This window comes from Roseiconus lacunae (assembly GCF_008312935.1).
Lineage (GTDB): Bacteria > Planctomycetota > Planctomycetia > Pirellulales > Pirellulaceae > Stieleria > Stieleria lacunae.
This window is the reverse complement of sequence record NZ_VSZO01000043.1, coordinates 14,609-36,805: the sequence shown is the minus strand read 5'-3', so window position 1 is coordinate 36,805 and position 22,197 is coordinate 14,609. Positions and strand designations below refer to the sequence as shown.

The 22,197-nt window shown below is 56.2% G+C and carries 17 protein-coding genes; 13 read left to right on the top strand and 4 right to left on the bottom strand.

Going from position 1 to position 22,197, the window contains the following annotated elements; translation table 11 throughout:
- The first annotated feature begins 125 nt into the window (after positions 1-125).
- Together FYC48_RS22535 and FYC48_RS22530 are read left to right on the top strand one after the other, a co-directional pair.
- A complete protein-coding gene (locus FYC48_RS22535; RefSeq protein ID WP_149499050.1) occupies positions 126-650 on the top strand; it encodes a hypothetical protein in 525 nt (174 codons plus the stop codon).
- 199 nt (positions 651-849) lie between these two features.
- The gene (locus FYC48_RS22530) at positions 850-2,073 is read left to right on the top strand and encodes a hypothetical protein (protein ID WP_149499049.1); all 1,224 of its coding nucleotides are present in this window, start codon (positions 850-852) and stop codon (positions 2,071-2,073) included.
- Positions 2,074-2,131: 58 nt separating this feature from the next.
- Here FYC48_RS22530 and FYC48_RS22525 read toward each other — a convergent pair whose 3' ends face one another.
- Positions 2,132-2,683 carry a DinB family protein gene (locus FYC48_RS22525; protein ID WP_149499048.1) on the bottom strand — a complete coding sequence of 184 codons (552 nt, stop codon included), beginning with the start codon at positions 2,681-2,683 and terminating at the stop codon, positions 2,132-2,134.
- A 406-nt stretch (positions 2,684-3,089) separates the two neighbouring features.
- Complete coding sequence (locus FYC48_RS28490) at positions 3,090-3,617, bottom strand: hypothetical protein (protein ID WP_230776004.1); 528 nt, start codon at positions 3,615-3,617, stop codon at positions 3,090-3,092.
- A gap of 217 nt (positions 3,618-3,834) precedes the next feature.
- Here FYC48_RS28490 and FYC48_RS22515 point away from each other — a divergent pair, with 217 nt between their 5' ends.
- The 9 genes from FYC48_RS22515 (at position 3,835) to FYC48_RS22475 (ending at position 17,316) form a co-directional block, all read left to right on the top strand.
- A complete protein-coding gene (locus FYC48_RS22515) occupies positions 3,835-5,895 on the top strand; it encodes an efflux RND transporter periplasmic adaptor subunit (protein ID WP_149499047.1) in 2,061 nt (686 codons plus the stop codon).
- 77 nt (positions 5,896-5,972) lie between these two features.
- On the top strand, positions 5,973-6,962 hold the full coding sequence (locus tag FYC48_RS22510; RefSeq protein WP_160149715.1) for an efflux RND transporter periplasmic adaptor subunit: 990 nt from the start codon (positions 5,973-5,975) through the stop codon (positions 6,960-6,962).
- A 78-nt stretch (positions 6,963-7,040) separates the two neighbouring features.
- Positions 7,041-9,287 carry a hemolysin D gene (locus FYC48_RS22505; RefSeq protein ID WP_230776000.1) on the top strand — a complete coding sequence of 749 codons (2,247 nt, stop codon included), beginning with the start codon at positions 7,041-7,043 and terminating at the stop codon, positions 9,285-9,287.
- 287 nt (positions 9,288-9,574) lie between these two features.
- On the top strand, positions 9,575-9,973 hold the full coding sequence (locus FYC48_RS22500; RefSeq protein ID WP_149499152.1) for a DUF3467 domain-containing protein: 399 nt from the start codon (positions 9,575-9,577) through the stop codon (positions 9,971-9,973).
- A gap of 97 nt (positions 9,974-10,070) precedes the next feature.
- Complete coding sequence (locus FYC48_RS22495; RefSeq protein ID WP_149499045.1) at positions 10,071-10,853, top strand: creatininase family protein; 783 nt, start codon at positions 10,071-10,073, stop codon at positions 10,851-10,853.
- A gap of 103 nt (positions 10,854-10,956) precedes the next feature.
- Positions 10,957-12,138 (top strand): M28 family peptidase, encoded by a 1,182-nt coding sequence (locus tag FYC48_RS22490; RefSeq protein WP_315853784.1) that lies wholly within the window; start codon positions 10,957-10,959, stop codon positions 12,136-12,138.
- Positions 12,139-12,148: 10 nt separating this feature from the next.
- Entirely contained in the window at positions 12,149-12,502 is a 354-nt protein-coding gene (locus FYC48_RS22485; RefSeq protein ID WP_149499044.1) for a hypothetical protein, read from the top strand.
- Positions 12,503-12,511: 9 nt separating this feature from the next.
- On the top strand, positions 12,512-14,968 hold the full coding sequence (locus tag FYC48_RS22480) for a BatA domain-containing protein (protein WP_149499043.1): 2,457 nt from the start codon (positions 12,512-12,514) through the stop codon (positions 14,966-14,968).
- Complete coding sequence (locus FYC48_RS22475) at positions 14,965-17,316, top strand: VWA domain-containing protein (RefSeq protein WP_149499042.1); 2,352 nt, start codon at positions 14,965-14,967, stop codon at positions 17,314-17,316. The genes FYC48_RS22480 and FYC48_RS22475 overlap by 4 nt, the downstream gene beginning before the upstream one ends.
- 151 nt (positions 17,317-17,467) lie before the next feature.
- On the opposite strand, the gene FYC48_RS22470 is transcribed toward FYC48_RS22475, so the two are convergent.
- Together FYC48_RS22470 and FYC48_RS22465 are read right to left on the bottom strand one after the other, a co-directional pair.
- Positions 17,468-18,004, bottom strand: coding sequence for an adenine phosphoribosyltransferase (locus FYC48_RS22470; RefSeq protein ID WP_230775996.1), 537 nt, complete (start codon positions 18,002-18,004; stop codon positions 17,468-17,470).
- 152 nt (positions 18,005-18,156) lie between these two features.
- Positions 18,157-19,770, bottom strand: coding sequence for an amidophosphoribosyltransferase (locus FYC48_RS22465; RefSeq protein WP_149499041.1), 1,614 nt, complete (start codon positions 19,768-19,770; stop codon positions 18,157-18,159).
- Positions 19,771-19,960: 190 nt separating this feature from the next.
- On the opposite strand from FYC48_RS22465, the gene proB reads away from it, so the two are divergent.
- Complete coding sequence (gene proB / locus FYC48_RS22460) at positions 19,961-21,220, top strand: glutamate 5-kinase (protein ID WP_149499040.1); 1,260 nt, start codon at positions 19,961-19,963, stop codon at positions 21,218-21,220.
- Between the two features lie 93 nt (positions 21,221-21,313).
- A complete protein-coding gene (locus FYC48_RS22455) occupies positions 21,314-22,189 on the top strand; it encodes a DUF1559 family PulG-like putative transporter (RefSeq protein ID WP_149499039.1) in 876 nt (291 codons plus the stop codon).
- Positions 22,190-22,197 lie beyond the last annotated feature (8 nt).

Sequence of the window (22,197 nt, the reverse complement as noted above, 5' to 3'; positions counted from 1 at the left end):
TTACTAGTCAAAAGACGACCACTAGACGCAGGACGACCACTAGCGACATGCCGCAGCGGCGAGGCTTGTCGCTGCTTGAGGTCATCGTATCGCTCATATTGGTTTCGACGGTTTTGATCGTTTCGATGAACGCCTCAATCCATTTGGTTCGCCAACGAAACACTGAACTATTCCACCCCAAAGCTCTGCGACTCGCGGGAATAGTTCTCGACGAACTATCAACACTTCACTTTGAAGACCCTGATGGCGAAGGCGAGCGAGGGTTGGAACCGGATGAACCCGATTCACGAACCCGAGACGATCTGGATGATTACGATGGCTGGTCGCAAACGTCACCGACCTATCGCAACGGCCAATCAATCAAGGGCTATGAGGATTGGAAAGTGATCGTCAGCGTCGAACCGGCGGTGCTTCAAACGTCACTCCCGGTCGTGACTTCGGAACTTGCCTCACCACTCAGACTGATCCGCGTCCGCGTCGAACATCCCGATGGCGCGTTCGTCATCGTCCGAAGCCTGCGTTGTCGTGACGGACAAGCTTTCGATCCGATCACCGATCACCTGCGGTCCCAACATCTTCAGCTGCATCTTTCAGACGACCGAGCGATCGATCTCGCAGTCCCCCACCGCAACCGACCTGTGAGCCACTAAGCCATGCGACCGGACATCGAAATAACGGAGCTACAATTATTCTGCGTTGCGGTATCAGCCTCAAGAATACCATTACCAGGGTTTCACGTCATAGCGCAAGCGTTTCAACCAGGTCTGTATGATGCTTAGGAATCTTCGGCACAGGCCGGGACAAAGGCTGACACGATCGAATCGCCGAGGCTATCTGTACCTGGCGGTAATGTTCACGACACTCCTGGTCGCTGGCACGATCGCCACCGCGGTCTCGCTCAGCACGACACGACTTCGGATGATCACCGGGGAAGCGGAGCGAATGGCCGCACTTAGGCTTGCCGAGTCTGAACTTCAGCGAACCCTGCAGTCACTCAACAACGATTCGCGTTGGCGTGAAACGTTGGTTTCCGGACAGGTCAACGGTTGGCTAAACGCGGAGAGCTTTTGTGGACACGCCCATTCAACCACCGCGTTTCTTGTTCGCGATCCAGACGGAGATCTAAGCGACAACGCATTTGACGAAGTTGACCTAATCGCTCAGGGGAACGTCGGTCGCGCGAAGTCTGCGGTGGGCGCACGGCTGACGAACGCAGGCAGTCCGCTCGGATTACTCAAACGGGGCATCACCGTGAGGCATGACCTTCGACTTCACGCGGCAAACCTCTCGTCGCAGCATCCGGTCGAGATCGGGGGTCACTGCTTGACCAGTTCCCAGGGTCGCATCGTCACGACCACCCTCCACTGTGATGGCTTTGTCACCGCCGAACGTTTCGCTGATCTGGAAGCCGACGAGATTCGATCGCCAACATTCAACTTGGTCGATCGTCATATTGAGCTCGGAACCGAAATCCTGATCGGACAGTTGCCGCTACGAGACGGTATCCGATCAATTTACGGCGTTGTACTTTCGGCCAACGAAAACCCGTTTGGTGATTTGAACAAAGACGGTCACTACTGGATCGATGCCGGCGGTGGTAGCGTGACGATTGCGTCCGCGCGAATCGCAGGGACACTGGCGATCACCAATGCCAGCCGAGTCACGATCAGCGACGCAGTTTGCTGGGAAACACACGGAGCGATCTTAGTCACCGACGCGCCGGTTTTCCTGACTGCCATCGCCCCAATGCTGGACGAGTTTGCGATCGGCGCCAACTTCAATCCGCCGTCGACTCCTTACCGAGGATTCGATTTCAATACGACGACGTTCGATCGAATCCCTACGTCACTGCGAGGGGTGATTTATAGCAGCCGATCGATCACCGTCACCGAAACAACCGACGGGCAGCCGCTGCGAATTACGGGATCCGTTGTCGCCGAAAACCTGGACCTTTGGGGCGACCTCTCCGTCGAGCCATTCGATGAACTGCTTGATGACGTACCGATCGGATTGATCGACCCGACACACCTGAGGATCAAACCGGGCACGTTCTATCGCACCGAAACGTTCTAAAAGGGGTCAGGACTCAATACCGGAGCAGCCGCATATTGAGTCCTGACCCCTTTTCCAGTTAGCGTACCGGATCGAGACCGAGCGAGCGGCGGACGAGACCGATTTGGCCGGCGTGAATGTGTTCATGCAAGGGACAAAACATGATCGCTCCTAACTTGATCGGATAGCCGGCATACGGCATCTCGCAAGGTTCAAGAAGCACGTCCGAGTCGACCGAATCAAGCTCGCCGAGTGCGTCAACGAAGACGCGATTGAAGCGTTCAAGTAGTTCGTCGGGGGTCGGCTGCCGCGACCGGTCATCGCTCGGTGTCGTGCCACGCCCATACGCCTTGCGAAATTTGCCAGGGATCAATTCGAGGTCACTCGGCTGCCGGCCACGAATCCGAAACATCAGCAAGCCGTATTGGCTGACGGTCAAGTGACCGACTTGCCAAGCGATATTGGTCGGCAAACCATCGGGGATCCGGAACCAGTCATCGAGCGACGTGCTGTCGAGCAACTGCAAGGTATAGTCTCGCGCAAATTTGATTTGCTCGATCGCCCCCACCAAAATATCCATCGCGGTCGATGGGCTGGGAAGCGTGATCGAGGCGTCGTTGGATTCAGTCATTGGTAGTAAGTTCAAGGAGGAAGGCTGAAAGCACGTCGCCGATCTAAACCGCAGCGCTAGTGCTCCGCCTGAATTAAATATTTAAGACCAGCTCACAAGCCAACGGGCGTTCGCACCGAGTCTTGCTTGCCCCGGCTATTTCACAGAAACCGCGGCTAACGCCAATCAGCGAATCCTAATCCCGATTTCAAATGCTGACGAAACGCTCGCTGCGGCTAGTTCTCACCAACCCGCGGCCGGGCATCATACCGTTCGGTCGACGAAATCGTCTATCAGTGCGGAAAAGGTTGTCTTGTGAAAAGAGTTTGCCGAAGCCATCGGTCGAACGTTTTCGTACAGAGCCTGTGCTGCCGAAACCAACACCGCATGCGGCCGCTGCTCAACGCGTCCACGTTTCAGAAAGACACTACGCCGACCGGGACTTCCGCGGCGGCTTGGCAACTAAACGGATCTCCGGCATGACGACGCGGCCGCCATGAAACGTTCGCCGGCCGCCAACGGTATGGTCAAACACGAACACGCCGGCGCTCGCACCCGACCGGGGGGACACGCGCAAAATTGCCGGCTGACCGCACTGGGTGCACCGAACCCGTAAACCATGCGCATCAAGCATTTCTTGAATCGATCGAACAAGTTCCCGATTTGCTTCGATTGATCCTAACGATCGACCGGCCATCTGACCTAACTGTGCCTGAATGGTGAGCCGGATTTCTCGCTGAAGCCGATTCATCTGCCGCTTCAAATCCCCCAAAATCAACTCCGGTGCAACGGCCTGGACCGGGGGACCGTCACCGCCGCTGTCGGCGACCGCTGAATTTTCCGCAACCTGCTGTGTTGCAATGACTTCCGGGTCCGGTGAAGACGCTTGCACCGGCGGTGCGGGTTCTTCTCCGACGGTCGTGGATCGGCTCGGTGGGGGGCTGTCTCGTTCCATGTCTGTGGACAATCATATACAAAGTGTATACGATGTCGAGGTTGAATCGCCAAAACCGGTATACACCGAGCGGGCAGGCGGACAATCGAGCGGGGACTTCTAGGTCAACATGGATTCCTGGGACCGAATTTACTACTGTCGCCCGACCGCCTAATTCTGGACGTAGTCTTGTGAGCTACGTCACTGATTCATTTCCTCGGAGTTCTACGTCAAATCGATGTCGGTCAATCAGCAAACGGTTGAAGAGACCAAGGCGCAGATTCGCGGGCTGGTCAATGAGATTGCGGCGCTCGCCAAAAGCGGCGCGACAGCGGAGGAGTTCTACCCCGAACTTCTAAGCCGAATCATCACCGCGCTTGCAGCCGCAGGCGGCGCGATTTGGTTGCTCGACGACGACAAGCAGCTCAAGCTTCAGTACCAAATCAACGCCGAACCGGCGATCTTGGTTGAAGACACCGAAGATTCAGTCCGTCACTCGCGATTGATCAGCCGCGTCGCCAACGCGGGGCAATCGTTGCTCGTCCCGCCGTACAGTGGGACGACCGACGGCGACGCCCAGGGCAACCCGACGCGATACCTGCTGGTACTCGGGGCGCTCACTCATGACGGGCACAATGATGGTTTGATCGAGGTTTTTCAGCGGCCCGATACCGCACCGGAAACCCAGCGAGGTTACCTGCGTTTTCTCGAACAGATGTGCTCGCTGGCGGCCGAGTGGCTGCGAAGTCAAAAACTGCGATCGCTCGGTGACCGGCAAACGTTGTGGCAACAAGCCGACTCGTTCGCCCGTGCCGCCCACGAGTCGCTGGACCTTAAAGAAACTGCCTATGTCGTCGCCAACGAAGGGCGGCGTTTGATCGGATGCGACCGTGTGAGCGTCGCGATCAAGAAAGGCCGTAAATGCAAAGTCGAGTCGATCAGCGGGCAAGATACGATCGAAAATCGATCCAACATCGTCGCCGCTCTTAACAACCTTGCCACCCGTGTTTGCGCGGCCGGTGAACCGCTCTATCACGACGGGGCGACTGAGGATTTACCGCCGCAGATCGAAGAAGCTCTTGAGGATTACGTCGACCAATCGTACGGGCGTAACATCGCGGTCCTGCCGCTGCGTGAACCGATGCGAAAGCTGGGTGCCGAAGAGGACACCGGTGCCGCCGGCGAGATCGATCGTGACAACGCCCACCGCGGTGAAGTCATCGGCGCACTCATCGTCGAACAAATCGAAACCGACATTCCGCGAGAAATCTTTCGTCAACGATGCGACTTGGTCTACGAGCACGGCACGCGGGCGATCGCGAACTCGCAATCGCACAGCAATCTATTCATGATGCCGGTGTGGCGTTCGCTCGGCCGAGCGACTTGGATCCTGCGAGCCCGAACGCTGCCGAAAACGCTGGCCGTGGTCGGCTTGGTATTGATCGTCGCGTTAGGCCTGACGTTCATCCAAAAGGACTTCAACCTTTCCGCCGAAGGGACGCTTGAACCGACCGTTCGCCGTCAAATCTTTGCCAGCGTTGACGGCGAAGTGGTCGATGTCCTGGTCAAGCGAAACGATGTCGTCGAGGAAGGCCAGTTATTGGTGCAGCTTCGCAACCCAGACATCGACATTCAGCTGGAAGATTTGCAAGGTCAAATCAGCACGACCAGTGCCGAACTTGCCAAGGTGATCGGACAGCAACGGATCAGTCGTCGTGAGATCGATCGCGCTGACTTACTGGCTTTGCAAGGTCAAGAAGGCGAACTACGAACGAAGCTCGAATCGCTCGGCAAGAAGCTTGAGCTACAGATGAAGCGTCGTGAAGAACTGGAAGTTCGATCGCCGATCAACGGCGTGATCACCACCTTCGATGTCGAAAACACGCTGCGAAGCCGCCCGATCATGACCGGCCAAGTGCTGCTCGAAGTCGCCGACCTGGATCAGCCGTACGAGCTAAAGATCCAACTTCCTGAAAAACGCGAAGGCCATCTCGATCAGTTCATCAAACAAGAGAATATCAGTGACGAGCTAAAGGTGACCTACATTATGCAACTGGATCCGACGATGGATCCGTTGGAAGCGACGCTGCCGATCGAAAATATCTCGCCGCGAGCGGAAGCTCATGACGAGCATGGTGCGGTGATCGAAATGGAAGCCATTCCGAGTGCCGAATCGCTACAGAAGATGGCACCTCCGCCGGGTTCGTCAGTCTTAGCAAAAATCCATTGCGGAAGACGGGCCAGTGGCTTTGTGTTCTTCCATGAAATCTGGGAATGGCTCTGCAAGTTCTTCTTCTAGGCGTGGTGGTTCACCATCGCCGATCGAAACGCCCCGAACGTTCCTCAACACACATTTCCCCAACGCCGATCAATTCCATGCACCATCAACACGCCTCGATCCGCGGCATCGTCTTCGGAAGCTTGTGCGGGCTTGTCTTCATGGCTTCGACGACGACGGCCCAAACCGGTGGGTTTCAAATCCCAGGTCAACTGCCGTCGCCAAACGCTGCCGGTTCGGCAAGTCGCTCATCCGCAGCGCCGGACGGAATTCGCATCGGTGGCTGTATTGTGCAGTTCAACTACAAAACCAAGCTGCCCTCGAAAGCCGACGGGCAGTTGACCGAGTTAAATGTCGAAGAAGGCCAATTGATCAAGAAGGGCGACATCATCGGACTCGTTGACACCAAACAAGCCGAACTGACGCTGGAACTAAAGCGACGTGAAGAAGTCGTCGCGAAGATCAAAGCTCAGGATCACATCAATTACCGCGACGCGATCGCGACCGAAAAAATCGCCCGGGCCGAGGCTAAGGCCTACGAAGAATTGTTCGACCAAAGCGCCGCGCCGTTTTGGGAGATGCGAAAAAAGCAAGCCGAAGCCGACCGTGCCCAACTGCGGATCGAACTCGCCGAACTGAACGAAAAATCGGCGATGGCGGAATACATGGTCAAGCAAGCCGAGACCGAATTGGCCAATCATGAAATCCAAATGCGAACAATCCGAGCCGACTTTGACGCCTTCGTCGAAAATCGATTTGCCCAGCTTGGCGAATGGGTCCAACGAGGCAGCCCAATTGTCGAAGTCGTCCAGATGGATGAACTGCGAGTCGAAGGAGCGGTCGACGCGTTGAGCTATGGCCGTGAAATTCGCCGTGGTCAAGCCGTCAAAATCTATATCACGGTCGGCGGAACCGATGACGCGCCCGTCACCGAAGAGTTTGACGCGACGCTCGATTACATCAGTACCGAACTGGACCTCAAACAAGCTCACCGTATTTGGGCCAAGATCAAAAATCGAAAATCAGGCAACGATTGGCTGATCAAACCGGGGATGGAAGCCGTCATGTACGTCTCCGTCACACCCTGATTCGTACCGGCGCCCCGAACATTTTGGCTCGCCCAGCCGGTCGACAAATCTGACCTGATCTTTCCCTAACGTCCCTTCATGGCCACACTCGCCGAATCTCTTGTCAGCAGCTCCTCACGTCCGCTGACGGTGCGCAAACGACCGGACTTAGTTTCCAGTCGGCACCGCTATCAGGGCACGGGGTACTGGGTCCTAAAAGAACCTGTGGGGCTGCAGTACTTTCGTTTTCATGACGAGGAGTACTTCATCCTGAACATGCTCGATGGGCATGTCAGTCTGCAACAGATTAAGGAAGGTTTCGAACAGCGTTTCGCGCCGCAAAAGATTACCTTCGGTGACCTGCAGCAGTTCATCGGAATGCTGCACCGCAGCGGTCTCGTGATCAGCAACTCACCCGGCCAGGGAAAAGCACTGCGTCACCGCGGACGCAAGAAACGCAACAAGGAAACGCTTGGCAAATTGGCCAACGTGTTCGCGCTTCGCTTTCGTGGATTCGACCCCGAAAAGATCCTCAACACGATCCTGCCTTGGTTGGGCTGGATCTTCACGGTCCCGGCGTTGTTTTTCTTCTTGGGGTTGCTCGGTTGTGCGTCGTTGCTGTTAGCAACCCAGTACGAAACGGTGTACTCGCGCCTGCCAACATTCCAACAGTTTTTTGCCGCCGACCGCTGGATCATCCTGGCGGCGACGATGGCGATCGTCAAAGTACTACACGAATTCGGGCACGGCCTGAGCTGTAAAAAGTTCGGAGGCGAATGTCACGAGATCGGATTCATGCTGTTGGTCTTTACGCCATGCTTGTACTGCAACGTGTCCGACTCGTGGATGTTGCCGAACAAATGGAAACGGGTCTGGATCGGTGCCGGCGGGATCTATGTCGAAATGATCTTGGCATCGCTGGCTGCGTTCGTTTGGTTCTTTACCGAATCGGGAACGACGGTCAATGACCTTTGCCTGAACATGATGTTCTTGAATGTCGTCAGCACGGTCCTGGTCAACGGGAACCCGCTGCTTCGTTTCGACGGTTACTACATATTGATGGACATGTTGGAGATCCCCAACCTCCGTCAAAAAAGCACCGAAGTCCTGAAGCGTTGGTTCCAGAAAACTTGTTTGGGATTGGAACTACAAGACGACCCGTTTTTGCCCACCCGCGGCCGACTTTGGTTTGCGATGTTTACGATCGCCAGCGTGATCTATCGCTGGGTGGTCGTGTTTTCGATCTGCTGGTTCGTGATCAAAGTCCTCGAGCCGTATGGTTTGGAGGTCATCGGGCGAGCCGTTGCGGTGGTCGGTTTTGCCGGGCTGGTTGCCCAACCGGTGATCCAAACTTGGAAATTCTGTCGAACCCCCGGGAGACTCTCGAAAGTGAAACGATTCAACGTGATGGTCACGCTGGCCGTCGTTTCGACGGTCATTGCGGCCGTGTGTTACATCCCATTGCCACACCATATCGATGCGGCATTCGAAATTCGTCCCAGCGAAGCCGGACGTGTCTACGCTGGCAGTTCTGGCCAAATCGTCAGCACCGTCGAACCCGGCCAGCCCATCGAAGCGGGCCAGACGATCGCGGTCTTGAAGAACCCCGATTTGGAAATGCGGATGCAAGACCTGCAGATCGAGGAAGCGGTCGCCGAAACCACTCTGGAAAAGCTCAACCAGCGACGAATCAGTGACCGATCCCTGGCCGCACAGATCGAAACGCAAGAAAAAATGTTGCAGGCCGTCCGGGAACTTAAACGCAAAACACAAGTCGAACTTGATCGACTGACCGTGGTTGCGCCGATCAGTGGCATCGTAATCCCACCACCACGAAAACCGCTGCAAGGCGCCGAATCGGGACAATTACCGATGTGGTCCGGATCGCCGCTTGAAAAGCGCAATCGAGGTGCAACAGTCAGTGCAGAGGATTTGCTTTGCGAGATCGGAAACGCCGATGACTTCGAAGCAATCTTGGCGATCGACCAAGGTGACGTTCAATTGGTCAGTGTCGGCCAAGCGGTCGACATGAAACTTGACTCACGTCGCTTGGACACGTTTTCAGGTTCGGTCGGTGAGATGGCTCGAGAACCGCTGCGGAACACGTCGACGTCAATGTCAAGCCAAACCGGAAGTGACCTGCAAACCGAAATCGATCCCGCCACCGGACAGGTTAAACCGCGAAGCGTGACCTACCAGGCACGTGTGCCACTGCAGATCGATCCGCATACCGATTTACCACTTCGGCCGGGCTATCGCGGTAGTGCGAAAGTTCATGTCGAGAACATGTCGCTCGGTCGAAGGCTTTGGCGCATCATTGCGAAAACATTCAATTTTGAGTTTTAGACCGGTGGCACAACTTAAGTCACCAGCCCCATCCCATTCCGTTACTTAGCTTCGTGTTTTTCCTAGTTATCGCATCTTGAACCTATTTAACTGCTGACCTGAACGAAATACACGGCGGCGGTTTTCCAGATCACCTGCTGGCGGTACGATGCGACGCGTCGACCTTTCAGCGAGCCTGATCATCGACCGGAAGACCGAACGCAAGTTTGACTTTCCCCTGTTTTAGCGATCTGCCCAGTCGTTGGATCACGGTCGCGACCCTAACCCTTTGTGGAGATTTTTCATCGATGGCTGATGAAGCAAAGAAACCTGACGCTGCTGCACCTCCGGCTGAACAAGCTCAAACGCAACAACCGGTTCAGGTTCAAGTGAACGACGACAACGCCTTGGCTGCTTACGCAAACTTCTGCCGCGTCACCGGTTCACCCGAAGAACTGATTGTTGACTTTGGCCTGAACCCACAACCGATCGGTGTGCCCAAAGAGCCGATCGAAGTCAAGCAGCGAATCATCGTTAACTTCTACACCGCGAAGCGTTTGCTGGCCGCATTGCAAATGTCGATCGCCCGTCACGAAGCTGTGTTCGGCGTTTTGGAAACCGACATTAACAAACGAGTTCGCCCCGGCTTGGCTCAACAGCAAGCGCCCGCCGCTGCGGCTCCCGCCCCCGCCGGCGACAACAAGTAAATCCAACGATCAAATTGCGTTGAATGGACCGTGTGTCGAGCTTTTCGGCACACGGTTTTTTTATTGACCGCCCCTTGTTCTTTGCAGGCACCACGCGATGCGTCCCTGGATTCTCTCAGAAACGAACTACGGATTCGTCAAAGATTGCCGCTATCAAGTCGCCGTCCTACCGACCGGTGCGACCGAGCCACACAACTTGCACCTACCTTACGGTACCGATACGTTTCAGGCAGATGCGATCGCCACCCGCGCTTGTGAAGCGGCCTGGAATCGCGGTGCCCGAGTCGTGATGTTACCGCCGATTCCCTACGGAACAGAAACAAATCAATCGCACTTTCCGCTGTCGATGAACCTGCATCCGTCGACGCTGATGACAATATTCCGTGACCTACTCGGTTCGCTGACAAACAGCGGGATCAACAAACTACTGATCCTGAACAGTCATGGCGGCAATGAATTTAAACCGATGCTGCGCGAGTTAATGAATCAAACACCATGCAAGCTGTTCCTTTGCGATTGGTTCCGTGGCATTAGCGCCGATCTACAGCAAGAGATTTTCGAAGATGCCGGAGATCATGCCGGGGAGATGGAAACCGCGTTGGGGTTGGCGTTCTTTCGCGAATTCGTCGCGACGGACGAGAACGGTAAGCTGACCGCCGACGACGGGGCCGTCAATCCGACTCGATTTGATGCGGTCAATCAAGGTTGGGTTTCGATCTCGCGTCCCTGGCACTTGTTGACTTCCAATACCGGCTCGGGAAATCCACATGCCGCAACTGCTGAGAAAGGCCGGCAATTGATGGAAGGAGTTGTCGGTCGGCTGTCAGAATTCCTCGTCGAACTTGCCGGCAGCGAAGTCGACGAGTCATTCCCATTTTAACAATGCAGCGGTTGTCGACACCGACGGCCTGCGTCCGATTCAGCATCAGTGTCACACCAACTAGGCGTGAAACGTCGGATCGGCATACAATGAAGCCCGGCGAATGAGTTCAACCGCCGAAACGTTTTCTTTGGACCCTAGCATTAAATTCATGGGCACGTCACCGACCGCGGTTATGGAGAATCACAGGACCTTGACTGCCTCTTCCAGTAAAGCACGACCGGATCGTTCCACGAAGCCATCGGCGAGCGTCGCTCCGCCCGGGGCTGGGTTAACGACGCGGTTGATTTTAGTCGGACTCGTCGTCCTGCTCATCGCTGGCGGCGTGTTGTTTGTCCGCGTGATGCTTCATCGTGGCCCGGCCGTCGATCAATCGCCGTCAAGCCGTCCGATTCCCGATCGTTATGACGGCGATCGCGCGATGGGCTACCTGAAAAAACTCTGCGAATTCGGGCCACGTCCCTCCGGTAGCGACGCGATGATTCGCCAACAACGTTACTTGGAGAGCTTCTTTCGCGAACGTGGTGCCGAGGTCACTCGCCAAGACTTCGAAACTCGCAATCCGAACGATGGATCGGCGATGACGATGACCAACTTGATCGCGTCGTGGCACCCCGACCGGCCGATTCGCTTTCTTTTTTGTGCCCACTACGACACGCGTCCCTACCCCGACCGCGACCGTCAGAATCCCAAGGGAACCTTCATCGGTGCCAACGACGGTGCCTCGGGGACTGCCGGGTTGATGGAACTATCCAATCAGCTTGACGATTTGCCAGATGACATCGGCATCGACATGGTGCTCTTCGATGGCGAGGAATTCGTCTGGGTCGAAAACCGAGACCGATACTTTCTTGGATCGACGTTCTACGCGCAAACCTACCGACAGTCGCCACCGCAAGTTCCGTTTCGTGCCGGCGTGTTGTTTGACATGATCGGCGACAAAGAATTGAAGTTGTACTACGAGATGAACAGTATTCGTTATGCCAAGCCCGTCGCGCAATCATTTTGGCAGGTGGCGAAACGCCTGCGCGTCGATGCGTTCGTCCCCAAGACGCGACATGACTTGCGTGACGACCACTTACCGCTCAACCAAATCGCAAAGATCCCGACGATCGATGTGATCGACTTTGACTATCCGCGTCCGGGCATCGGCAGCCCATCGTATTGGCACACCGAAAACGATATCCCAGAAAACTGCAGCGGTGAATCGATCGCCGCGGTCGTTTGGGTTGCTCACCAATGGGTTCTTGCGCAAAGCCGTTCGAAGCGAAACACCAGCCGCTAGGGGAGACGCCATGTTTGGAGGAGGATTGTTGCTCGGCGGCACGCTGTTGTTTTTCGCAATTTGGCTGCAATGGACGGAACATCATGGATGGCCACACGATCATTTCGATTCCGATGATGATTTGGAATATCGAAAGCAAAGGAAACGTTCACGTTCGAAAGTCAACTCGCTGATCGGCATCTGTGGGATGTTGGTCTTGGCCGCGACGCTGGTCAACGACCGATTGATATTCGTCGCCGCATGGACCGCCGTTACCTTCATCTTGTTAGTCATCATTGTGCTTGCGATGCTAGACGCGTTTCGGACGCATCGTTATCACCAAGACAAAATGCGACGGATTCGCGAGCAAGCACTCAAAGATTAAACACCGCTTGTGAATTTTCTTAACGGCACCCTACTGATTGCCATCACGGCGATCGGCATTCCGATTGCCTTGCACCTGATCGCGCGCAAGGAACCACGGCGGGTAACGTTCCCTTCGGTGCGACTGCTGTCTCAACGATTTGAAACGAACCGCAGCAAGATGCGAGTGCGCCGCTGGTGGTTGCTTGCGTTGCGAATTGCCGCGATCGCTGCGCTGGCATTGGCGCTCGCACGGCCCGTGTCCACGGCCGCCTTGAGCCCGACGTGGATCGCGATCGGTATTGTCGCCGCCGTCGGTGTCGCGCTACTTTTGATGGCCTCGGTTGCCGCTTCAAAAGTAGGCCGCCGGCCGATCGCACTCGGATTATTTGCCGGCGGATTGGTTTTCCTGCTTTCTTCGATTGCCTGGGCCGCCGTTACGATCAGCGGCAGCGATCCACCGGAGATCGCCCAGCAGCAACCGGTCGCCCTGGCGGTCATTGTCGATAACTCAATCGAATCAGCTTGGTCATCGAACAACGATCTGCGATCCGACCGAATCGGTGAGGCGGCCAAAGAAATCGTCCGAGCCGCCGGCCGAAACAGCCGCGTCATCGCGATCGATCGTTCCGCGACACCGGCAACGTTTTCGGCAGACGCGGCCGGAGCGATCGCAAAGATCGAGGCATTCGAACCAGCGGAAGTCGTCCAGCCTCTGGCGGCGCGAATCGAAGCGGCCGCGCGTGTCTTGGCGACCAGCGATATCGACTCACGTCAGATCGTCATCGTTAGCGGGATGACTGAATCGAGCTTTCCCAAATCCGATTCGCTTCAATCACTACGAGCACTTCTTACCGAGCAAGACATTCGCTTAACGATTTGGGATACGGGACCCTACCAGGGGACCAACCGTCAATTGTCATCGGTCTCGATTTCCAATCCCGCGCCGGCGCCACGCTCACCGATCACCGTTACCTCAACGCTTTCCATGGATGCGAAAGACGAAGCATCGACGGGAACGAACACGGAACTCGACGATCCATCGTTTCAACAGGAAGTGACCGTCGAGTGCGTTTTATTCTCTTCCCACGCTGGTTTGCCGGTTGTTCGCAACGGTGACGTCATTCGTCCCGAAGCCAAGCCCGTCGACCGCGTCAGCGTCAGTGCTCAACCGGGGCGCGATGTCGAAATCCAGCTGACGTTACCACCACTCGAAAGTGGCCTACATCACGGGGCGATGCGTCTGACGGGCTCCGATGCGTTGGCGGTTGACGACGTGTCCTATTTTTCGATCGAAATTTTGCCGCCAAGTCGACTGTTGATCGTTGGTGACGACCGTATCGAAGCGGAAGAATTCGTTGATTTGGTGTCCGCCGAAGCCAACGGTGCCCCTTCGCAATACGATACGGAAATTTCACTGCAAGATGATTTGCCCGGCGTGCGTCTAGCTGACTTCGATGGCGTCGTGCTATTGAATCCGTCCGCGTCGCTGCTCGAAGGCCAGCAACTCGAATCCTATTCCCAGTCCGGAAAGAAAGTGTTGATCGCTGCTGGACCGGGACTCGGCAACGCGGCGGTCGAACTGAAGGGGCTGCTTTTGGAACGACGCTGGCGGGTTCGTGAACCGGGAACGTATCTTCAAATCTCGGCAGACTCTCACCCCGCACTCGCATCACTGTTGAACCTGCCCGGTGACATTCCCTTTCAAGATCTGCGGATTCATCAATACTGGCAAGCGCAACCCGAGACGGGATGGTCGACGCTGATGCGATACGCGGGAACGGAGCATCCGGCGCTGTTGGAAAACGCGAGTGCCGGAACGCTGCTGTTGACCACTCCGATCCCGGACTTGGTATCGCGGAAGCCTTGGAATGATTTGTTCCGTGCCGACAATCTTTGGCCGACGTTTGCGCTCACACGAGAATTGACGCGGTACACGACCGGTCGCGACGTCGGTCATTGGTCGGCTGCGGTCGGCTCGCCGGTCGCGTTGCCCGCCGAATCACTCATCGCTGAAAAAGCCGCCACCGCCCCCACGGACGAATTGAAACAGCCTCCCGTTCGACTGCAATGGTTTCCCGCCGGACGAAATGCCCCCGTACCGATCGAATTTGCAGACGATTCAAATTCGCCGCCCGAAGATCGATTGATCACGATCGGGACCCCCGATCGCAGCGGCATTCACTGGATCCGTGGCAGAACGAGTGGGCTTGGATTTTCCGTCAACTTGCCGCGACAACGATTCAGTTTCCAGCGCGTCCCTGAATCACTCGTGCAAACCCAGTACGGAGAAGACCTGCGGGTGATCTCGTCAATCGAAGAAATGGATTGGACCTCGGGAGATGCCAAACAAACGCTGCCTTTGTGGTCACCTCTGATGTTTATCGCGCTGGCAGTGTTTTTGCTGGAGCTGATTCTTTCGAATCGTTTCTATTCGCAACGACCGTCGACCTCGTCGCGACAGACGAAACAGAGGGATGCGGCATGACCTCTATTTCGTTTGAACCACTTTATGCATCGCCTTTGATTGTATTACTGGCTTCGGTCGCCATCGTTGCGGTGATCGCGATCGTGACCCCGCCGACCGAAGATCGCCGCAAGCGACGCTTGCTGATGACCCTGCGTTCCTTCGCGGCACTTCTGCTATTACTCGCTGCGGTCCGGCCGACGCTGATCCGCACCGACAACATTCCTTCACCGGCCACACTGATCGTCGCGGTCGATCAATCCAAAAGCATGTCACTTCCCGATGGCAGTGGGGCCAGTCGTTGGGAAACACAACAAGATGTGATCACTCGTCTGCTCGGTGGCATCAGATCGTTTGATGAATTCTTAGAAATCGAAGTACTGAGCTACGACCGGCAATCAAACGTCATCGGCCAAGCCAACGACTTGACCGCGATCGACCGCCTGAATCAAAAACTTAGCGAACTTCAGCCAGACGGAGACGCCACCGACTTGGGCATGGCACTCGCCGGTGCGATTAACGCAACGACCGCCAAGACACTTGCCGGTGTCGTCTTATTGGGTGATGGAAAACAAACCGCGCGGGCGGACGCATCGCCTGGTACCGATACGAATACTCGCCGATCGACCGGTGACATGATGACTCCCACCGATGCACGCTACGGTGCACAAGTATTGGATGCATTGGGAGTACCACTTTGGAGCGTACCGATCGGGCCTCCGGCGTCTGACGATGCGTCCCGTGATGTCGCGATCACGAATCTTCCGGATAGCTTGCAACTATTTTCGGGCAATCAATTCGATTTATCATTCACCGTCGAAGCAACCGGACTGGCAAGTATCGAACTACCGATCAGTGTGACCTGGGTTGATGAAGCGGGAAATCGGGACCAGGTACGCACAAGACAACTGGATCCACGATCGGCGCAAGAATCACTGGCGGTCAACCTTCCCATTGAAGCCCCCGCTCCTGGCGTCTATCGATTAGAAGTCTCTGCGGCCGCACAAGACGGCGAATGGGTGACGAGCAACAACTCACAAACCGCGTTTGTGGAAGTTCGCGAAGGCGGCGGCCGAATCCTAATTCTGGAGGGACCGGGGCGGCCCGAACTCGCATTTTTACGTCGATCACTCAGTGGGTTCCCAGATCTGGAACTGCAGGTCGCGACGATCCGAGGAGACCAGAAGTGGCCGGTGTCGCTCGAAGCGGCGCTTCAGCCGGGACGGTTCGACATCCTGATCCTTGGTGACGTCGATGCTTCGGCCCTCGGGCAGACTCAATTGAAATTGATTGCCGATCGAATTGCTTCCGGGGTCGGCCTGATCACACTTGGTGGCCTTTCCACCTATGACATCGGCGGTTATGCCGAGGGGCCGTTGGCGGATGCACTGCCCGTGATCCTGGACGCATCCGCACGGCGGCAGCCGGCTCGCTCAGCCTTGTCAGTGGCCGAACGTCAGGCAAGACTGAAAAGCCAAATCGCCGGCCCTATTAAACTGAACCGTTCCCGACAGCACCCGATCGTCGACTTGGGCGGCTCGACGGCCAAGTCGGTTTGGGAACAACTACCAACGCTTTCAGGTGCCAATCGTTTTGTCGGCGCAAAGCCTCGATCGGGCGTTCAAACTCTGCTCGAAACCGGTGACCAACAACCGCTGCTGGTCATCGGGACTTACGGCAAAGGCCGCGTCGCGGCCTTAGCGATCGACGAAACCTATCGTTGGTGGCGGATCGGCAAAAGCGAAGTCCACCGGCGATTTTGGCGACAACTGATGCTCTGGGTGATGTCGCGTGAAGAGAAAGGTGGTGACAGCGTCATCGCCGAGTTGGGACAACGACGATTCGAAGGTGATACCCAAGTCGAATTTCAAGCACGCGTTCAATCGCTTAGCGAGCGTTCGTCGCCAATCCGACTATCGGCGACCGTCGTCAACGGTGATGGCGATGCGACGGCGTTGGATGTTACCGAAGGCAGCGGCGAAGAATCTCGCATTAGCGGAACGCTACCAGACCTGGAACCAGGATTTTATAAGCTAGTCATCGAGGCAGACGACCCGACCATTCGCGGTGATGAGGTTGCCTTTCAAGTGACCGAAACAAGTCGTGAACTAGCCAACCCAATGCCAGATCTTGTTTATCTGCAACAGCTCGCGTCGTTGACCGAACAACATGGCGGGGCAAGCTTTGACCCGGTAAACCTTGATCCACTGATTGATACGATCCGAACGAAGCGTCGTACGGCGGAGACACCAGTGATCGAAAAGTCTGGACTCGGCGACGGACCGATCAGTGGCTGGATTGTGTTCCTACTGTTTACTGCCGCGATGTCGACCGAATGGTGGCTCCGCCGACAGTGGCAAATGGCCTAACGCATTCGCACTCCCTACGCGCTCGCATCGGTTTAACGCAAAATTACGACAGCCGTACGACATTGACCGAGGTTGCGACATAAGCCTGTCGACCGGTGAATCACACCGGGATTCCTGTGATTCGACACCCGTTCGATCGCCACTGAAGTGGTCAATACACGATGGCCGATTCAACACGGTAGGGTTCCAACTTGGCTTCCCCGCCCAAGTCTGCCAAATGAATGAGGAACGAGCACCCAACGATTTCGGCCGCACAACGTTCGATCAATCGACAGCAAGCCTGCATCGTGCCACCGGTAGCCAGTAAGTCGTCGACCAACACGACGCGTTGGCCGGCTTGGACGCCATCGACATGAACGTGCAATTCGTCGGTGCCGTATTCCAAGTCATACGCATGCGAATGCGTTTCAAAGGGCAATTTTCCGGGCTTACGAATCGGCACAAACCCTGCTCCGAGTAGGATTGCCATCGGCGCGGCGAAGATAAAACCGCGTGCCTCGGCAGCGGCGACGATGTCGATCTTTTCGTCTTTAAATGGTGCGGCCATCACTTCGGTCGCGGCCCGCAAGGCGTCCGGCGACGCCAGCAGTGGCGCGATGTCGCGGTAGATGATCCCCGGTTTCGGGAAGTCTGGAATCTCACGGATGTGTTGTTGCAATTCGGCGGTCATCGCTGCAGTTCTGGGCATCGAGGGAGCGGCAAGAAATTGACCCGGAATCGGTCAACGAAAGCCTATCTTGCCGACGTCCGGCTGACCAGAGAGCGTCGTAACCGGCCGATTGGGTGCGCGATGACGAGCCGAAAACTGATCGCCAACGATTCAACATCGCCAGCTATTCGTTACTGGCTATTCATCACCGCGGCAAGCTGTTCGTAGGTTCGTCCGCTATCGACGTCGCTGCCTCGGTTATCGAGTGCGATTTGGTAAAGGTGCTGGCCACACTCGGTTGGATACTGCCCCGTCACGCAAGCTTGGCAGAGCTCGGTTTCGGGCAAATCAATCGCTCGTGCGATCGCTTCGACGGGCAAGTAACGCAGTGAATCGGCCCCCAAATCATCGGCGAGTCGCTGCTGTGCTTCGGGTGTCAACAGGCCTTCGGTTCCAAAGTATTTTGGCGCGATCAGTTGATCGATCGTGCTCATGTCGATGCCGTAAAAGCATGGCGCGACGATCGGCGGGCACGCCACACGGACATGGATTTCTTTGGCGCCACCGACTTCACGGATGCGGTCGAGCAACACATTCATCGTCGTACTGCGGACAATTGAATCTTCGACGAGGATGACACGTTTGCCTTCTAAGACGTCACGAAGCGGGGTGTACTTTGTCGCGGCTTTGGCTTTACGCGCCCGCCCACCTTCGATAAACGTTCGACCGGCATAGCGATTGCGGATCAATCCCTCGCGGCAGGGAATCGACAACTGGTAGGCCATCGCATCGGCGGCGGCCTTACTAGTGTCGGGCACGGGAACGATGATTGTGTCCGGATCATCGAGCGGGATTCGCCCGTCTTCACGCTCCGATCGTGCCAGCTCCTCCCCCAGCCGTGTTCGAGTCAAATACACGCTGCGATCATCCAGGGTGCTGGCAACGTTGGCAAAGTAGATCCATTCGAAGAAGCAATGCGCGTTCTTTTTGCTCTCGACGAATTGCTCGATCCGCACACCGGTTTCGGGATGAACGATGACGGCGTGCCCCGGGGCGAGTGATTTGATCTGGCTGGTTTCGAATCCCAAGTTCAAAAGCGCGACACTTTCACTTGCCGCGGCAAAGAAGGGACCTTCGTGGACATAGCACATCGGTTTGATCCCCAAGGGATCTCGTGCGACGATCATTTCGCCTTCGGCGGATAGCAACGCCAACGAATAAGCACCATCGAAATCGCCGGCAACTTGGCGAAGCACATCGATCCACTCCACACGCTCGGTCGATTGGCTCAGCACACGCCCGATTTCGTGCATCAGGATTTCAGTGTCGGTATCGAGCACTAAGTGGTGATCGCCGTCGGCCAGTAGACGTTCTTTGAGCAGGCTGTAGTTGGCCAGTTGCCCGTTGAAGCAGAAACTGAACCACTTGCGTTTATGGATATGTTCGCGTTCGAACGGCTGGGCATAGTTCCGATCGTCTTGTCCGCACGTCGCATACCGCACGTGGCCAATCGACGCGCTACCGGCCAAGCCTTGCATGATCGATTCGCACTTGGCGCGATGATTCAGGCGAAAGACTTCGGTCACGGTCCCGACGTCTTTACGGGTCATCAACAATCGCGGCTGATCCGGATTGTAGGTCGTCATCCCCGCAGCGAGTTGCCCTCGATTCTGAATGTCGAGCAGCATTCGCGGCAGCAACCGAGAGATCTGCCGTGGCCCTTGCTCGGGGCACACCGGGCTGCGTCCACGGCCGGAAAGGTGATAAATCGCCGCGACGCCGCACTCGTGATTGATCTCACTCATTGAACGGATTTGCTCGTCAATCAAATCTGGAATTCAGGCGGACCTGAAGAAACGGATGCCGAAAATGGCTGGCCCGCAATCGGCAGACTGCAGGTAGGTGTTCCCCATTGTCCAAAAGGGGACGCATTTATTGAACCGCCCGCTTGTGGGAAGTCGCGTTTTTTCAAAAACTTCTCTCTCCGTGTGTCGGATGGCCGATTTAAGCGGGAAAGATTATTTTGATTGGGAAGTGAATCACTGCCAGTCATGTCACAACCACCCTCGATTGCAAAACGCCAACAACGTGCCTCTGGACTCCTCTGCAGAACGTCAAAAAGCCATTGAATCCGCCGGAAGTGTCGTCGTCAAAGTCGGAACTCGCGTCCTGACAGACAGTTCCGGAAAACTTGATCGACACCGAATTGAATGCCTCTCTCGTGGGCTTTGCAAAATTGCCGACACCGGTCGCCAAACCATTATTGTCAGTAGCGGTGCCGTTGGCGCTGGCATGGGAAAATTAGGGTTATCGCAACGCCCCACAGACCTCGGGCACCTGCAGGCCGTCGCGGCGATCGGACAAGCGGATTTGATCCAGTCTTATGAGGCTTCCCTGGCCGAATCGGGGCGGCACGCCGCTCAGGTGCTGCTCACGCGAAATGATCTTCAATCTCGCGAAGGGTATTTGAACGTCCGCAATGCACTGAGCCAGATTCACGAACTTGGTGCGATCGCGGTCGTCAACGAAAACGACTCCGTCGCCGTTGCCGAATTGATGACCACCTTTGGCGACAACGACCGCTTGGCCGCACAAGTCGCCGGTTTGCTCGACCAGTGCTTGCTGGTGATCCTCTCAGATATCGACGGTTTATACGACGGATCACCGGACCACCCGGAAAGCCAGCGCATCAATATCGTCGAAACACTCGACGACGATGTCATGTCGATGGCCAGTGACAAACGCAGTTCACTCAGTAAAGGCGGTATGTCCAGCAAGCTCGCCGCCGCACAGCTAGCGACCAGCCACGGGCATGCGGTCATCATCGGCCCAGGACGAGATGACTTGGCCCTCGAGAAGGTTTTGCAAGGCGAGATGATCGGAACACTGTTTCTCCCTTGCGAACGCACCCTGCGTGGACGCCGTCGCTGGATCAGTGCCTCGGCCGAAGTCGAGGGGCGACTGATTATCGATGACGGTGCCGTCAAAGCCATCCATAATGACGGCAGCAGTTTACTGGCGATCGGTATCACGGGCGTCGTTGGCGAGTTTGATGCCGGTGCCGTCGTGATGATCACCGACCGCCATGGCTACGAAATCGCCCGCGGCTTATGCAACTACCCGTCATCAGAAGTCGACAAAATCAAGGGTAAAATCAGCGAGATGATCGGCGGGATCCTCGGACATCGACCGTACGAATCGGTTGTCCATCGCGATAACCTTTCCCTTCACATGGGTGCCGACCGGACGCTGTAATTCCCTCGAAATTGCCCCCAGGCTCGAAATTGCCCCCAGGAATAAACGCCCGAAGTGTCGGAGAACCGTTTCCCCGTTGATGCCGGTTGATCAATGACGTTGCCTCCCGCGAACCGAACCCTGTTGCCGCGACGCTACCGGCAAGGCATTACCCTGATCGAAGTGCTCCTAGTCGTGGCGATCGGCTTGGTCATCCTCATCCTACTAACAATGCGACTTTCCTCGACTCGTGAATCATCACGAAGAATTGAGTGCGAATCGAATCTGCGTGAAATCGCGGTCGCAACGCAAAGCTACTCGTTGATCGGTGGACACCTGCCGACCGGGACGCAGAATCCGACCGGCCCGATCCGAAGTGAAAGCAAGGGCTATCACCACAATTGGCTCGAAGCCCTTCTGCCGATGCTCGATCAACAGGACCTCTTTGACCAAATTGATTTCAGCTACGGAGTCTACGCGGCGGCGAATCGGCCGGTCGGCGAGGAAAGCCTGACGACGCTTCGCTGCGGTGTTTCGGCGTCGACACTGCGTCCGAACGCGACAACGTATGCCGGCGTGGTCGGATCGGTCGCCGAGCCGATCGACGAAGACGGCGACGGCATGTTTGCGCTCAATCGGTGGCGGATGCCGAGCGATGCGGTCGACGGTGAATCGTATGTTTTTTTATTCGGTGAAAAAGCGATCGACTTCGGCCCACCCCAACGGTGGAACAGCGGCACGCGGGCAAGCCTTCGCCATACCGGTTTCGCTATCAACGCCCATCACAACCCCGCGCCCTCGGATCCGAAAGCACTGGGCGACGTCGACAACTTGTTCGTGGGCAGCTTTTCGAGCAATCATATCGGCGGTGCCTACTTCGCCTTCGTCGATGGCTCGTTCCGCTTTTTCTCCGCCGACACCGACCAACGACTGCTCCAAGACTTGGCCGCACGAGACAACGCACCTCAAGACAACGCACCTCCGGAGTAAACGTCGCA

What these genes read in the sequence shown, in the direction of transcription:
- FYC48_RS22535 (WP_149499050.1), top strand. Translation starts at nt 126, where the DNA reads ATGAACGCCTCAATCCATTTGGTTCGCCAACGAAACACTGAACTATTC.
- FYC48_RS22530 (WP_149499049.1), top strand. Translation starts at nt 850, where the DNA reads ATGTTCACGACACTCCTGGTCGCTGGCACGATCGCCACCGCGGTCTCG.
- FYC48_RS22525 (WP_149499048.1), bottom strand. Translation starts at nt 2,683, where the DNA reads ATGACTGAATCCAACGACGCCTCGATCACGCTTCCCAGCCCATCGACC.
- FYC48_RS28490 (WP_230776004.1), bottom strand. Translation starts at nt 3,617, where the DNA reads ATGGAACGAGACAGCCCCCCACCGAGCCGATCCACGACCGTCGGAGAA.
- FYC48_RS22515 (WP_149499047.1), top strand. Translation starts at nt 3,835, where the DNA reads ATGTCGGTCAATCAGCAAACGGTTGAAGAGACCAAGGCGCAGATTCGC.
- FYC48_RS22510 (WP_160149715.1), top strand. Translation starts at nt 5,973, where the DNA reads ATGCACCATCAACACGCCTCGATCCGCGGCATCGTCTTCGGAAGCTTG.
- FYC48_RS22505 (WP_230776000.1), top strand. Translation starts at nt 7,041, where the DNA reads ATGGCCACACTCGCCGAATCTCTTGTCAGCAGCTCCTCACGTCCGCTG.
- FYC48_RS22500 (WP_149499152.1), top strand. Translation starts at nt 9,575, where the DNA reads ATGGCTGATGAAGCAAAGAAACCTGACGCTGCTGCACCTCCGGCTGAA.
- FYC48_RS22495 (WP_149499045.1), top strand. Translation starts at nt 10,071, where the DNA reads ATGCGTCCCTGGATTCTCTCAGAAACGAACTACGGATTCGTCAAAGAT.
- FYC48_RS22490 (WP_315853784.1), top strand. Translation starts at nt 10,957, where the DNA reads ATGAGTTCAACCGCCGAAACGTTTTCTTTGGACCCTAGCATTAAATTC.
- FYC48_RS22485 (WP_149499044.1), top strand. Translation starts at nt 12,149, where the DNA reads ATGTTTGGAGGAGGATTGTTGCTCGGCGGCACGCTGTTGTTTTTCGCA.
- FYC48_RS22475 (WP_149499042.1), top strand. Translation starts at nt 14,965, where the DNA reads ATGACCTCTATTTCGTTTGAACCACTTTATGCATCGCCTTTGATTGTA.
- FYC48_RS22470 (WP_230775996.1), bottom strand. Translation starts at nt 18,004, where the DNA reads ATGCCCAGAACTGCAGCGATGACCGCCGAATTGCAACAACACATCCGT.
- FYC48_RS22465 (WP_149499041.1), bottom strand. Translation starts at nt 19,770, where the DNA reads ATGAGTGAGATCAATCACGAGTGCGGCGTCGCGGCGATTTATCACCTT.
- proB (WP_149499040.1), top strand. Translation starts at nt 19,961, where the DNA reads ATGGCCGATTTAAGCGGGAAAGATTATTTTGATTGGGAAGTGAATCAC.
- FYC48_RS22455 (WP_149499039.1), top strand. Translation starts at nt 21,314, where the DNA reads ATGACGTTGCCTCCCGCGAACCGAACCCTGTTGCCGCGACGCTACCGG.